Source organism: Janthinobacterium sp. EB271-G4-3-2 (assembly GCF_020858035.1).
Classification (GTDB): Bacteria; Pseudomonadota; Gammaproteobacteria; order Burkholderiales; family Burkholderiaceae_D; genus Janthinobacterium; species Janthinobacterium aestuarii.
Window position 1 is genome coordinate 186,290 of sequence record NZ_JACYMG010000003.1, and the last position, 13,418, is coordinate 199,707.

Genomic DNA, 13,418 nt, shown 5'->3' on the forward strand with positions numbered 1-13,418 from the left:
CTGCGGCAGAAACGCGCAAAGGCGACTGCCAGCAGTTTCTGTTCACTCCTTGTCAATATTAATTGACTTATTTTAAACAATCGTTTTAAATCAGGAAGTTACTCAAAATCAATCATTTTGCGCACAAAGCCATCGCGATTCCCTTCCCGATGTCTGCTGCGCACCTTGATGCACTCTGAAGCCAAGGTATATGGAACTGCTCGACTCCCTGCGTCAGACCCCGTCGCAAGACGACACGATCAGCGGGCACTACGAAGTGCGCCGCTTGCTGGGCGAAGGCGGTTTCGGCCATGTATTCGAAGCGTGGGATGCCAAGCTGTGCCGTAGCGTGGCGCTGAAGCGCCTGAAACCGCAAGCCGACGTGCTGCATCCGGAAAAACTCATCAATGAAGCGCGCCTGGCCGCCTCGCTCAGGCATGCCGCCTTCGTACGCATTTTCGCCATCGAGGGCCAGGGCACGAGCCAGTCCATCGTCATGGAACTGGTCGAAGGCCAGACCCTGGGGCAGTTCATGCACAGCGGCAAGGCTGGCCTGCAGTCGGCGCTCGACATCGCCTACCAGATCGCCGACGCCATGGACGAGGCGCATGCGATGGACTTGGTCCATGGCGACCTGAAACCATCGAACCTGATGCTGGAAGCAAACGGCAGGGTGCGCATCCTCGACTTCGGCCTGGCGCGCCACATCGACCCGCAAGCCACGCAAACGACCACCCTGTGCGACCTGCAGGGCACGATCGCCTACATGGCGCCCGAGCGCCTGATGGGCCGCCTGCCCGACACGCGCGGCGACGTGTATGCCTTGGGCGCCATGCTCTACGAAATGCTGGCCGGCCAGCGCCACTTCGCCCACCTGAACGGCCTGGCCCTGGCCGCCGCCCACATGCAGGCAACAGAACCGTGGCCCGACCTGCCGGACTCCGTCCCGCCCGCCATCAACGCCCTCGTGCGCGCGATGACGGCGCACGACCCGGCCGAACGGCCACGCACCATGCGCGATGTGCGCGAGGCGATAGGTGGGCAGCGCACGCTAGCGGCGCCGGCACTGGCCGCCGACACCGCGCCCACCAAGCACGCCAAACCCGCCAGGCCGCCGGCTTCGATTGCGATCCGCCTGCAGGTGCCCGTCAAGCGCGCCATGCTGGCGGCCGGCACCGTGCTCGTGCTGGGTCTGGGAGCCTGGCAAGGGCCACAACTATGGACTGCGTTGAGCGGGCAATACGGAACAAAGCCTTATTCCGAAATGGCGTCTATGAAAGCCGGCATGGACGCCCTGCGTGTGTTTGACCTCGATACCAGCCAGGCACAGGCAATCGAGCATTTCATGACCGTACTACAGCATAATCCAGGCAATGCCGCCGCCGCCGCTGGCCTGTCACTGGCAGCCAGCTTCCGCTACACCGGAAATGGGCGCGATGACACCTGGCTACAAAGAGCCGAGGTCAACGCAAAACAGGCATTGGCAGCGGACAGTCAGCTTGCTCTTGCCCATGTTGCGCAGGCATGGGTACTTGAACTCCAAGGCAAGTACGACGAGGCGCTGCGTGAAGAAAACGCCGCATTGAACCTGGAACCGAACAATCTGTTTGGTTTGTATGGCAAGGCACGCTTATACCTGACCATTCAGAAATTTGATCGAGCAGACGCCATACTAAAGCAAGCGATCGCCGCTTATCCAAATGAGCGCATGTTTAATATGTTGCTGGGCGTGATGTATTACAGGAAGGGGGACTATGCGGCTGCCGAGCAGACATTTCGCAAATCCATACGCATGGCCCCACAATCGCCCAATGGTTATGCCCATCTTAACGCGACTTTGCTGCGCCAGAATCGCGAAGACGAGGCACTTGCGGTTCTCCAGCAAGGTTTGCTCATACGTCCGCACTGGGAGCTATACACTAATTTGGGAACATCCCTGTTTGCCAAGGGCGACTATCTGGGTGCCGTGCAGGCATTTGAAAGTGCCGTTTCCGAGAAAAAAGGCAGTCCTGGCACCTATTTGCTTTGGGCCAATCTTGCCGATGCCCAGCGCTGGGTGCCAGCATTAGCGCAAGCATCGAAACAGTCGTATCTACGCGCTATCGCCCTGTTACAGCCCATGCTTGTGCGCATGCCCGACAATATCACCTGGACTTCACGCATGGCCCTGTACCAAGCCTACGCAGGTGAAAGAGATGCAGCCCTGAAAAACGTGCAACACGCACTCCGCTTAGCGCCACAGATTGCCGACGTACAGTTTCGCGCCGCTCTGACACATGAACTGCTTGACAAGCGAAGCGAGGCATTGGCTGCGCTACTGCAAGCTAGCAAGCTTGGCTACCCTCTCAATCTGATCGAATCAGCACCCGATCTGTTGAACCTGCGGCGAGATGCTCGCTACCAACAATTTCTCATCAACCTGGAAAGAGACAGTAAAAAATGACGCCTGTAAGCCCTTGGATGAAGTTATCCGTGCATTTTGATGCAGACCAGATCACCAACCAGCTCGACTACAGCTTCACCTCCTGCGACGGCACGGCCGATCCCCGCCATGGCCCCTACATGGGTGGCGTGCACTTCCAGAAAGGCCAGCATGTCTATCTCGACGTTACTTGCTGCGGCTCCAAGGACAGCGGCTTCACATCGTTCCAGATCATCGATTGCTGCATCGTCACCGTGCCGCAACTGACTCAGATCGGCCCGAAAGTACCCACCATTTATTCACCGCCATCGCCATTCCTTCAGTCGGTAGGCGCCACCTACCATTTCCCTCTGGACTTCGAGATCCAGCAACTGTTGGGTGAACCAGAGGATAAGCCCCTGCACCGCATCCGCCAGGAATGGAAACACAACTTGGACGTTGGCTATGCCGCCGGCCGCTGGGAATTGTCATTCGTCATCACGGTACGTATCATGCGCGGTGAAGACGTCCAACCAGAATTGCGCGTATTTTCCTTTGACCCGGAAAGCTCTGTAGGTGGCGACGGAATATTACAATAAATATTCACAATAAATATTCCAGGACTTTGCCATTCAATAGGGCATATTTAGGACTAGAGTGGAACCAAGGGCAATTCTAGCCAGTCAGACACGATCTATGACTTCATTCTCTCCCCGCTGAGCAAACCATCATCCCCAAAGCCACGCTACCTCCACCGGCGCGGCTTTTTCACGCCCGCACGCAATACCCCGCTCCGCCCGCCGAAAGCGGTAAAATGACGGCCTTGGACTCAAGCCTCGCCTAGCAGCGCGGCCTTGAACGCACACAGCACCACACACAGCCCGGCAGGCATGCGTTTTCCTGCCGCCGGACCAACGACAAAGAACACATGACCACCGTCCCAAAAGAAATCAACGCCGCCGCGGCAAAGAAGAATTCGGCTGAAAAGCTCACGCCAATGATGCAGCAATATTTAGGCATTAAAGAGAACCACCCGACGATGCTGGTCTTCTACCGCATGGGCGATTTCTACGAGCTGTTTTTTGAGGATGCGGAAAAAGCCTCGCGCCTGCTGGGCATTACCCTGACGGCGCGCGGCGTGGCCAGCGGCAACCCGATTAAAATGTGCGGCGTGCCGTTTCACTCGCTCGACGGCTATCTGGCCAAGCTGGTCAAGCTGGGCGAGTCGGTGGCCATTTGCGAACAGATCGGCGACCCGGCCACCAGCAAGGGTCCCGTCGAGCGCAAGGTCATGCGCGTGGTCACGCCGGGCACCCTGACGGATGCGGACTTGCTGCCCGAAAAGGCCGAGCGCCCGCTGCTGGCCATGTGCAGCATCACGCAGCGCAAGACGGTGACGACGGGCCTGGCCTGGCTGTCGCTGGCCAGCGGCGCCTTGAAGCTGATGGAGTTTTCCGGCGACAGCGCCACCGTGGCGGCGCGCCTGCAGCAGGAACTGGAACGCATCGTGCCGGCGGAAATTCTCAGCGGCGACAACGGCAACCTGTTCGACGACTACGCGGGCACGCACATCAACCGCGTGCCGGACTGGCATTTCGACGTAGTCGGTGGCCACAAGGCCCTGCTGGATCAATTGGGCGTGGCGACCTTGACGGGCTTCGGCGCCGATGGCCTCGGCGCGGCGTTCGGCGCGGCCGGCGCCCTGCTGCGCTATGCGCAATCGACGCAAGGGCGGGGCTTGCAGCACGTGCGCTCCTTGACGACGGAAACGGAAAGCGAATTCATCGGCCTGGACGCGGCCACGCGGCGCAACCTGGAATTGACGGAAACCATCCGCGGGCAGGAATCGCCGACCTTGTTCTCCCTGCTGGATCATTGCCGCACGGCCATGGGTTCGCGCATGCTGCGCCACTGGCTGCACCATGCGCGGCGCGACCAGAACGTGGCGCGCGCGCGCCATGAAGCCATCGCCGCGCTGGCGCAAAGCGAGGCGGCCGGTCCGCTCGCCGCCACCCTGGCGCAAGTACCCGATATCGAACGCATCACCACGCGCATCGCCCTGCTGTCGGCCCGTCCGCGCGATCTGGCCGCCCTGCGCGACGGCCTGCTGCAACTGCCGGCCCTGCGCGGCGACGTGGTCCGTTGTTATGGTCCTGGCCAGGGCGGCGAAAGCGGTTTGCTGGCCGCCATCCACGCGGCGCTGGCCACGCCGACGGCCTGCCTGGACTTGCTGGTGCGCGCCGTGGCGCAGGAACCGGCTGCCATGGTGCGTGACGGCGGCGTCTTCGCCACCGGTTTTGACGCCGAACTGGACGAGTTGCGCGCCCTGTCGGAAAACGCGGGCCAGTTCCTGCTCGACCTGGAAACGCGCGAACGCGCGCGCACGGGCATCGCCAACCTGCGCGTCGAATACAACAAGGTGCACGGCTTCTATATTGAAGTCACGCACGGCCAGACGGACAAGGTGCCGGACGACTACCGCCGCCGCCAGACCCTGAAAAACGCCGAACGCTACATCACGCCGGAACTCAAGGTGTTCGAAGACAAGGCCCTGTCGGCACAGGACAAGGCCCTGGTGCGCGAAAAACTGCTGTACGACCTGCTGCTGGCCGAGCTGGCGCCGCACATCGGCACCCTGCAGACCATTTCGCAGGGCCTGGCCCAGCTCGACACCCTGAACGCGCTGACGGAGCACGCGCAGCAGCACAACTGGGCCGCGCCGCAACTGGTCGACGAGCCGTGCATCAACATCGTCGAAGGCCGCCACCCCGTGGTGGAAAAGCAGATCGAACGCTTCATCGCCAACGATTGCCGCCTCGTCAACGAGCGCCGGTTGCTCTTGATTACCGGCCCGAACATGGGCGGTAAATCGACCTTCATGCGCCAGGTGGCATTGATCACCCTGCTGGCCTACGTGGGCAGCTACGTGCCGGCCACGTCCGCCACCATCGGCCCCATCGACCGCATCTTCACGCGCATCGGCGCCACCGACGACCTGGCGGGCGGACGCTCGACCTTCATGGTGGAAATGACGGAATCGGCCGCCATTTTGAACGGCGCCACCGAGCACTCGCTGGTGCTGATGGATGAAGTGGGCCGCGGCACCTCGACCTTCGACGGCCTGGCGCTGGCATGGGCCATCGCGCGCCATCTGATCGATACGAGCCGCAGCTTTACCCTGTTTGCCACGCATTACTTTGAGCTGACGCAACTGCCGGACAGCCACCCGAGCGCCGCCAACGTGCACTTGTCCGCCGTCGAGCACAAGGACAGCATCGTCTTCCTGCACGCCGTGCAAGCCGGTCCCGCCTCGCAAAGCTATGGCTTGCAGGTGGCGCAACTGGCTGGCGTGCCGCAGCCCGTGATCAAGGCCGCGCGCAAGCACCTGGCGCGCCTGGAAGCGCAGGCGCTCGACGCCACGCCGCAGCGCGACCTGTTCGCCGCACCGGCAGCCGATCCGTATGCGCAAGAGGAAGAAGAGGACGCGGCGGCGCCGCTGGACGCGCTGAACGCGGCGCAGCAAGCCTTGCTCGACGCCATCGCCGACCTCGATCCCGATGCGCTCACGCCGCGCGATGCGCTCGAGCAGCTGTATCAGTTGAAACGGCTGGCCGCCGCATGACCTGCCGGCGCGGCACGATACACCTGCTGGCCGCCGGCTTGCTGGCTGCCAGCCTGCCATGGCAAGCGGCGTTGGCCGCCCAGAGCGACCAGGCCGGCTTCGAGTTTGCCGTGCTGGGCCACTCCTTCAACGCCGGACCCGACGATGGCCCCCTGAAAAAAGCCATCGCCGACACGAGCGCCTTCAATGCATCTTTCGTCGTGGCCACCGGCATCAAGGCGGCCAGCGAATCGTGCAGCGACAAGCTGTACAACCAGCGCAAGGACTTGCTCGACGCCAGCGGCCCGCCGCTGATCGTCTCGCTGTCGGCCAGCGATTGGGCCAACTGCCGCAACTCGCGCGGCAGGGTCAACGCCATCGAACGCCTGAACCGCTTGCGCGACGTGTATTTCGCCGACGACCAGAGCCTGGGCCAGCGCAAGCTGACCCTGTCGCGGCTGTCATCGACGGCGAAGTTCCGCAGCTATGCGGAAAACGCCCACTGGGAATATGGCGGCGTGCTGTTTGCCACCATCAACCTGCCCGCGAATAACAACCATTTCCTGCCAGAAGCCGGCCGCAACAGCGAATTCGAAGACCGGCTGGTCGCCAACCGTTCCTGGCTGCAGCGCCTGTTCGCCATGGCGCAACGCAAGAAACTCGACGGCATCGTGCTGTTTTCCGACGGCGACATGGGCGTGCTCGATGAAGACGACAATTCGCTGCTGCCCAGCTTCAGCTCAAAACAGGATGGCTTTGCGGGACCGCGCAAGCAGGTCCGTACCCTGGCGAAGAAGTTCAGCGGCAAGGTGTTATTGGTCGATACGCAGCGCGATGGCGACGCGGACGGCAAGGAAGGGAAAAACAAAAAGGCCGCGGCCAGGACGGACGCGCCAAAAATCAGCTGGAAAGGCAACCTAGGCCACGTCAGCATCGACAACGACTGGTCCGCCATCGCCGTACGGCCAGGCAAGACGCCATTCTTTGAGGTGCGTCAACGCGCCGTCAGGCCATCGGCGCAAGCGCGCGCCAAAGCGTCGACTGTACGCCGCTAGCGCATCAGCAAACAGGCCGGCATGTAGCCGGCCTGTTTTCATTCAAGCAGCGTCACCCCAACAGACGTCACGACGCCTGACAAAACCGTAGCGAGCAGCTGCGCGGCGTGGCCGAGAAGCGCAACCGTACTCGGTACGGGGGCGCCGAGCCGGTGAGCACCGCCGGCCGCGCCCCGCTGCGCGCAGCAGGTTTGGTCAGGTGTTAATGGATAGGATGCGAGCGGAAGTGATCGCCTTCGTCACCCTCTTCTTCATCATCGCCATGGTCATGGCCGTGTGCGCCATGCACGTGGCCATGGGCGATTTCTTCGTCGGTGGCGGCGCGCACGTCAGCGACGGTCAGCGAGAAACGCAGCGCGATGCCGGCCAGTGGATGGTTACCATCCAGCACGACTTTGTCGTCGGCGATATCGGTGACGGTGAAAATCATCGCTTCTTCGTCCGGCGAATCGCTTTCCGGCATGCCTTCGAACTGCATGCCTACTTCCAGCGGCTCAGGCAGGCGATTGCGCGGCTCGACCTTGACCAGGGCTGGATCGTATTCACCGAAAGCATCATCCGGTTCGATCTGGATCGTGTTGGAGTAGCCGACTTCCTTGCCGTCGAGTTCTTCTTCGATCTTCGGCAGGGTGTTTTCATAATCACCGTGCAGGTAGACCATCGGCTGACGGCCGTCTTCGATCAGATTGTCTTGCGCGTCTGACAGTTTGTAGTTGACAGTCACGACCGTATTTTTGGCAATCTTCATTATGCTTCCTTTCATTGTATAAGCTGGCAAATTATACCTTCACGCCGCCAACGGCAGGCGCATTCCTGCATTTCCGGTTGTTATAATGGGCGCATGAAAACATTAACTCTCCTCGGCGATATCACGCCGGCGCAATTCCTGCGCGACTACTGGCATAAAAAGCCCCTGTTGATCCGTCAAGCCATACCCGGCTTCAAGGCGCTGTTCGATTTCAAGGCCCTGGCCGAGCTGGCTACCCTCGATCACGTTGAATCGCGCCTGGTCAGCCATGCGGATGGCCACTGGAACATGCAGCAAGGTCCGTTGACCAGCCTGCCCTCGCTGAAACAGAAGGAATGGACGCTGCTGGTGCAGGGCGCCAACCTGCACAGCGCCAAGGCTGACGCCCTGCTGCGCCAGTTCCGTTTCCTGCCGGACGCGCGCCTGGACGACCTGATGGTCAGCTTCGCCACCGATGGCGGCGGCGTGGGCCCGCATTTCGATTCCTATGACGTGTTCCTGCTGCAAGGCCAGGGTAAGCGCCACTGGCGCATAGGCGCGCAGAAGGACCTGAGCCTGATCGACGGCTTGCCGCTGAAAATCCTCAGCAACTTCACGCCCGACGAAGAATTCACCCTGGAACCGGGCGACATGCTGTACCTGCCGCCCCACTACGCGCACGACGGCGTCGCCATCGGCGACTGCCAGACGTATTCGATCGGTTTCCGCTCGCCTTCGTTCCAGGAACTGGGCGAAGCTTTCCTGCAATTCATGGCCGATTCGATCGACTTGCCGGGCATTTACAGCGATCCCGACCTGAAAGCGTCGGGCAAGCCGGCGGAAATCCCCCGTGAAATGCTCAGCACCATCGCGGAAGAGCTGAACAAGGTGCGCTTCACGGAAGAAGACGTCACGATTTTCCTCGGTGAACACCTGTCGGAACCGAAGCACAATGTGTTTTTCACGCCGTTGTCCAAGCCGCTGACGGTGGGCCGCTTCGCGGACGCCGCACAGAAAAAAGGTGTCGTGTTGTCACGCAAGACGCTGATGCTGTATCGTGGCAAGAATGTCTTCATCAATGGCGAATCGTTTGCCATTGGCAAGGCTGACAAAACGGCCCTGGAAACCCTGGCCAACGAACGCGGCCTCGATGGCGCCGCCGTGGCCCAGGCTTCCGATGACGTGATGGATGCCTTGTATACCTGGTATCAGGATGGCTGGATCGAACTGGCTTGAATGGGTGCAGCGTAGCAAAGTGGTATTACAGTAGGTAAAATAACAGCATCTGTGCCAGCGCAAAGAAAGATATTATTTTTATATCGTTTTGTCGCGCTTTCGCAAATCGCTTACACTTGCTTGCAATTTGCTTCGGTAAATATTGCGATATCACAAAATAGTTGCGAATTTGCCTCTTGCTCCTATTGCGACGCACCAAAAATCGCTATAATATTCGGTTAGGAAGTTTCCGTTGTCTGGCAGGCACCACCTGGTACGAAAAGCCTTCGAAGACGACCTAACGAGCGATAATTACCGGTAATTATTCATCGCAACAATGTTGATTTATTTTTTGAAATAATTAAGGAAAACAAATGAAAAAATCCCTGCTGATCGCCTCCCTGATGGTTGTTGCTCTGGCTGCTTGCAGCAAAAAAGAAGAAGCTCCTGCACCAGCACCAGTAGTTGAAACCCCAGCACCAGCACCAGCAGTTGAAGCTGCTCCAGCTGCTGCTGCTGACGCTGCTGCTTCGGCCGCTACCGACGCTGCTGCTGCTGCTTCGGCTGCCGCTTCGGCCGCTACCGACGCTGCTTCGGCTGCTTCGGCTGCTGCATCGGCTGCTAAGTAATTTAGCACCCTGCACTAGAGAAAGCCGGCCTTCGGGCCGGCTTTTTTGCGTCCGGCGTTTTATCCGCAGGATATAACGCCCGGACGCAGGCAATAAAAAAGGCTGTCCCGGTTTGCACCGGGCCAGCCTTTTTGATGATGCGTGGCAGCTTTTGATCGCCGCCACCAAGTGAACCTTATTTCAACTGATCGTTCAGCAGGCCCAGGATCTTCTCTGCCACTGGCGAGGTATCTGGCTGGCCTTCGTTGCCGAGGATGCTGACCAGGCTGGTCGAGCCCGTGCCGGCCTTGACGAGGACGCGGTAGCGCTGCGCTTCCTTGTCCTTGTCGGACGACGAACCCCAGCTGAACAGTTTCGAGAAGAAACCATCTTTCTTGACTGCATCCGGGTCGACGTAACGCACGAAATACGTGCCTTGCGTACGGTCGCGGTCTTCCACGGTGAAGCCGACGCGGTCCAGCGCCAGGCCGACACGGCGCCAGGCGCGGTCGAAACCTTCATCGACTTCGATTGCACGCGCCGGCGTGGCGGCGTCGCCGACCAGCTTGGCGTGCTGCGGCTGCACGATGGCGGCATCGACAGCCGTCTTCGCTTGCGCATCGTCGCTGGCCGCGCCCAGGCGCGTCATCAGCTTGGCCAGGAATTGCGCTTCCAGGCCCGGATCGTTCGGGCGAGCGGTCCAGGTGGTGGTTTCCTTGTCGCGGCCCGTGACGACCTCTTCCACGCCACGGTGGCTGATGTAGATCTCGGTCGAGCCATCGGCCAGGCGCTCCACGCGGGTACGGAACTTGTCTTTTTCACCGGTCGAGTACAGCGAATCGAAAGCCTTGCCGATGGTGCTGCGGATAAAGTCTTGCGGCACCTTGGCGCGGTTTTCATTCCACTCGGTTTCCATGATGCCAGCCGTCGGCTGGTCGACGGCAATGGTAAAGCCCGAATCTTCCCAGAATTGCTTGAGCTGCGGCCACAGCACCTCGGGCGACTGCTTGACGACCAGCCAGCGCTGGTTGCCCGCGCGCTCGACCTTCACGCCGCCTGCCGTGACCGGCACGACACCGACCACGCCGTCGGCGCCCACGACGACGGGCGTACCGGCCGTGGCGTTGCGCTGCGCGTTGTAGCCGGACGCCGTGGCCACGCCGTTTTTCGCATCCGGCAAGGAGTAGCGGTTGTCCTGCTGCAATTGCGTCAGGTCAGGCGGCACGTCCAGGGTGCCGGCTTTCTTGACCGACTTGTAGTCGACCTTGTCGCCGCCGACTACCGAACTGATCATGCCGCAGCCCGCGAGGCTGGCTGCGATGGCGCCGATGACGATGCCGCGGACGGCGGTGGTGGCAGGCGCCGATTGGTTTTTCTTGCAATTAGTCATGTCGTAACTGGATAAGAAGCTAAGTAGCAGCTGGAATCAGGAAAGGTCCGGACTGGTCAAGTCCGGGCTTGAAGTTCGGTCTTAAGACAGGATGCCGGCGTCGCGCAAGGCATCGCGCACGGTGGCATGGCAATTTTCAGCCAGCGGCACCAGTGGCAAGCGTATGCCGGCAGGCATCAGGCCCATTTCGGCCATCGCCCATTTGACGGGCACCGGGTTGGGCTCGACAAACAGCTTCTGGTGCAGAGGAAAAACCTTGTTATTGATGGCAATCGCCGTGGCGCGCTCGCCCGCCATGGCCGCGACGCACAGTTCGTGCATGGCGCGCGGCGCGACGTTGGCCGTCACGGAGATATTGCCGTGGCCGCCGCAGAACATCAGCGCCATGGCGGTCGGATCATCGCCCGAGTACACGGCGAAGTCCGCTGGAACCAAACGCAGCAGGTCGATGCCACGGCCGATATTGCCGGTCGCATCTTTCACGCCGACGATATTCGGGATGGCGGACAGGCGCACGATGGTCTCGTTGCTCATGTCGGCAACAGTACGGCCCGGCACGTTGTACAGAATGACGGGGATGTCGACGGCTTCGGCGATGGCCTTGAAGTGCTGGTACATGCCTTCCTGGGTAGGACGGTTGTAATACGGCACCACTTGCAAGACAGCATCTGCGCCCGCTTCTTTCGCGTAGCGCGTCAGTTTGATGGCCTCGGCCGTGGAGTTGCCTCCGGCGCCGGCGATGATAGGAATGCGTCCCTTGGCATGTTCGACGGTCAACTGGATCAGTTCGCAGTGTTCTTCCACGCTGACTGTTGCCGATTCGCCCGTTGTGCCAACGATGACGATGCCGTCCGTACCCTCGGCGATATGCCAGTCGATCAGCTTGCGCAGACCTGGAAAGTCCAGACTGCCGTCTGCGTGCATCGGGGTGACGATTGCTACAATGCTGCCCTTGATCATAGTAAGTTTATAGCGCCGATAAATAAAACAACGATTGTAGCGGATAGCCCGCGCCTGTGGTGCATTCTGACATAGTATGGCCGCTCAAAACGTCGGCAGCAGCGCTGCCAACCGTGGAAAATCCGGCCGGACGGCGCAAATTCGTTGCACCAGAGCAGCTTTTGGCTGTTCCACGCGCCCATCCTCATACGCTACCACACGCAAGCCCTGCTGCACGGCCCAGGTCAGCATTTCGCCTTCCTTCAGCAGGAATTTCGGATTCGACGGCTTGCCGAACTGTTCATTGCCCTCGGCAAACGTTTCATACAGCAGCACGCCATCGGGCGCCAGGCTGGCGACCATGGCTTCCAGCAGCGGCCGGTGCAGATAATTGGTGACGACGATGCCGGCAAAGCGGCCGGGCGCGAAGGGCCATACGGCGCCCGGCGCTTCCAGGTCCACCAGCGAGGTGGTGATGCCCGTGCCGGCCGCTTTTTCCAGCATTTCCGGATCATGGTCGAGCGCGATCACGGGGTGGCCCAGGCTCACCAGGTGGCGCGCATGGCGGCCTGCGCCGCAGGCCAGGTCCAGCACCTCGCCGCCCGGGATCAGGGGCGTCCAGCGGCGCAGCCAGCCGGAAATCGCTTCGGTTTCTACTGTTGGTTCAATTGCTTGCATCGGTACTTCCATCAATTATTTGCGTACATCCAGCTGCCTGTCGTACATCCAGCTTATCTCACGTCAACAGAGCCGTCAGGGGCGTGACCATGGTGACAAAAATGCCTATGACAAATTCGATTGCCGCCAGCAAGGCGCGGTTCAATACGCCCGTATACATCAGCAGCACCAGGGCACCGAACACATACAGGCTGTAGCGCTCGATGCTGGCGTAAGGGCGCGCCAGCTGCATCGGCAGCAAGCCCGTCATGATGCGGCCGCCATCGAGGGGCGGCACGGGAATCAGGTTAAAGACGAACATGGCCGCATTCACGCTGACGCCGGCGCCCGCCATCTTGCGGAAAAACATGCCCATTTCCGTTGGCGGCAGGACGCTGAGCACGACAAAGGCAATCATCCAGCCCAGGCCCATGACAAAATTGGCGCCAGGCCCCGCAAACGCCACCCAGGCCATCTGCTTCTTCGGATTGCGCAGGCGGCTGAAATCGACGGGCACCGGCTTGGCATAGCCGAACGGTACCTGGATCGCGAAATACAGCATCAAAGGCAGCAAGATCGTGCCGAAAGGATCGATATGCCGGATGGGATTGAGGCTCAGCCTGCCCTCGTTCGAAGCCGTGGGGTCGCCGAAATAGCGGGCGACGTAGCCATGCGCCGCCTCATGCAGGGAAATGGCAAACAGCACCGGTACCAGGTACACCGCAACGGTCTGGACTATCGTATTGAAATCGCTCATGACCGCGATTCTACCAGAGGCACCCTTGGACCTTTCTTATGTTGTCATTAAGAACAGGTGAAGAGCGGCCCGGCAACAGGCGCGCCCTG

Annotated in this window: 11 protein-coding genes; 6 read left to right on the forward strand and 5 right to left on the reverse strand. The window is 60.6% G+C overall.

Features of this window, described 5'->3' with window-relative positions:
• Positions 1 to 190: 190 nt before the first annotated feature.
• The 4 genes from IGS55_RS08670 to IGS55_RS08685 all read left to right on the forward strand — a co-directional run bounded on the left by IGS55_RS08670 (position 191) and on the right by IGS55_RS08685 (position 7,036).
• Complete coding sequence (locus IGS55_RS08670) at positions 191 to 2,422, forward strand: serine/threonine-protein kinase (RefSeq protein WP_230517391.1); 2,232 nt, start codon at positions 191 to 193, stop codon at positions 2,420 to 2,422.
• Positions 2,419 to 2,979, forward strand: coding sequence for a hypothetical protein (locus IGS55_RS08675; protein WP_230517392.1), 561 nt, complete (start codon positions 2,419 to 2,421; stop codon positions 2,977 to 2,979). The genes IGS55_RS08670 and IGS55_RS08675 overlap by 4 nt, the downstream gene beginning before the upstream one ends.
• Before the next feature lie 329 nt (positions 2,980 to 3,308).
• Positions 3,309 to 6,002, forward strand: a complete 2,694-nt coding sequence (gene mutS / locus IGS55_RS08680) for a DNA mismatch repair protein MutS (RefSeq protein WP_230517393.1) — start codon at positions 3,309 to 3,311, stop codon at positions 6,000 to 6,002.
• Positions 5,999 to 7,036 (forward strand): hypothetical protein, encoded by a 1,038-nt coding sequence (locus tag IGS55_RS08685; RefSeq protein WP_230517394.1) that lies wholly within the window; start codon positions 5,999 to 6,001, stop codon positions 7,034 to 7,036. Before mutS ends, IGS55_RS08685 begins: the two co-directional genes overlap by 4 nt.
• Before the next feature lie 202 nt (positions 7,037 to 7,238).
• On the opposite strand, the gene IGS55_RS08690 is transcribed toward IGS55_RS08685, so the two are convergent.
• The gene (locus IGS55_RS08690) at positions 7,239 to 7,784 is read right to left on the reverse strand and encodes an FKBP-type peptidyl-prolyl cis-trans isomerase (RefSeq protein ID WP_070303515.1); all 546 of its coding nucleotides are present in this window, start codon (positions 7,782 to 7,784) and stop codon (positions 7,239 to 7,241) included.
• 93 nt (positions 7,785 to 7,877) lie between these two features.
• On the opposite strand from IGS55_RS08690, the gene IGS55_RS08695 reads away from it, so the two are divergent.
• Positions 7,878 to 8,999, forward strand: coding sequence for a cupin domain-containing protein (locus IGS55_RS08695; protein ID WP_230517395.1), 1,122 nt, complete (start codon positions 7,878 to 7,880; stop codon positions 8,997 to 8,999).
• A gap of 353 nt (positions 9,000 to 9,352) precedes the next feature.
• Positions 9,353 to 9,607, forward strand: a complete 255-nt coding sequence (locus tag IGS55_RS08700; RefSeq protein WP_034783358.1) for a hypothetical protein — start codon at positions 9,353 to 9,355, stop codon at positions 9,605 to 9,607.
• 175 nt (positions 9,608 to 9,782) lie between these two features.
• On the opposite strand, the gene bamC is transcribed toward IGS55_RS08700, so the two are convergent.
• The 4 genes from bamC to IGS55_RS08720 form a co-directional block, all read right to left on the reverse strand.
• Complete coding sequence (gene bamC / locus IGS55_RS08705; RefSeq protein WP_230517396.1) at positions 9,783 to 10,976, reverse strand: outer membrane protein assembly factor BamC; 1,194 nt, start codon at positions 10,974 to 10,976, stop codon at positions 9,783 to 9,785.
• 81 nt (positions 10,977 to 11,057) lie between these two features.
• Positions 11,058 to 11,936 (reverse strand): 4-hydroxy-tetrahydrodipicolinate synthase, encoded by an 879-nt coding sequence (dapA, locus tag IGS55_RS08710; RefSeq protein ID WP_034750679.1) that lies wholly within the window; start codon positions 11,934 to 11,936, stop codon positions 11,058 to 11,060.
• Between the two features lie 84 nt (positions 11,937 to 12,020).
• On the reverse strand, positions 12,021 to 12,593 hold the full coding sequence (locus IGS55_RS08715) for a class I SAM-dependent methyltransferase (RefSeq protein ID WP_230517397.1): 573 nt from the start codon (positions 12,591 to 12,593) through the stop codon (positions 12,021 to 12,023).
• Positions 12,594 to 12,651: 58 nt separating this feature from the next.
• Positions 12,652 to 13,329: a site-2 protease family protein gene (locus tag IGS55_RS08720; protein WP_128142284.1), complete on the reverse strand. Its 678-nt coding sequence runs from the start codon at positions 13,327 to 13,329 to the stop codon at positions 12,652 to 12,654.
• Between the last annotated feature and the right edge of the window lie 89 nt (positions 13,330 to 13,418).

Excerpts from the sequence above, each read along its gene's own strand:
- IGS55_RS08670 (WP_230517391.1), top strand. The coding sequence starts at position 191 with ATGGAACTGCTCGACTCCCTGCGTCAGACCCCGTCGCAAGACGACACG.
- IGS55_RS08690 (WP_070303515.1), bottom strand. The coding sequence starts at position 7,784 with ATGAAGATTGCCAAAAATACGGTCGTGACTGTCAACTACAAACTGTCA.
- bamC (WP_230517396.1), bottom strand. The coding sequence starts at position 10,976 with ATGACTAATTGCAAGAAAAACCAATCGGCGCCTGCCACCACCGCCGTC.
- dapA (WP_034750679.1), bottom strand. The coding sequence starts at position 11,936 with ATGATCAAGGGCAGCATTGTAGCAATCGTCACCCCGATGCACGCAGAC.
- IGS55_RS08685 (WP_230517394.1), top strand. The coding sequence starts at position 5,999 with ATGACCTGCCGGCGCGGCACGATACACCTGCTGGCCGCCGGCTTGCTG.
- mutS (WP_230517393.1), top strand. The coding sequence starts at position 3,309 with ATGACCACCGTCCCAAAAGAAATCAACGCCGCCGCGGCAAAGAAGAAT.
- IGS55_RS08700 (WP_034783358.1), top strand. The coding sequence starts at position 9,353 with ATGAAAAAATCCCTGCTGATCGCCTCCCTGATGGTTGTTGCTCTGGCT.
- IGS55_RS08695 (WP_230517395.1), top strand. The coding sequence starts at position 7,878 with ATGAAAACATTAACTCTCCTCGGCGATATCACGCCGGCGCAATTCCTG.
- IGS55_RS08715 (WP_230517397.1), bottom strand. The coding sequence starts at position 12,593 with ATGCAAGCAATTGAACCAACAGTAGAAACCGAAGCGATTTCCGGCTGG.
- IGS55_RS08675 (WP_230517392.1), top strand. The coding sequence starts at position 2,419 with ATGACGCCTGTAAGCCCTTGGATGAAGTTATCCGTGCATTTTGATGCA.
- IGS55_RS08720 (WP_128142284.1), bottom strand. The coding sequence starts at position 13,329 with ATGAGCGATTTCAATACGATAGTCCAGACCGTTGCGGTGTACCTGGTA.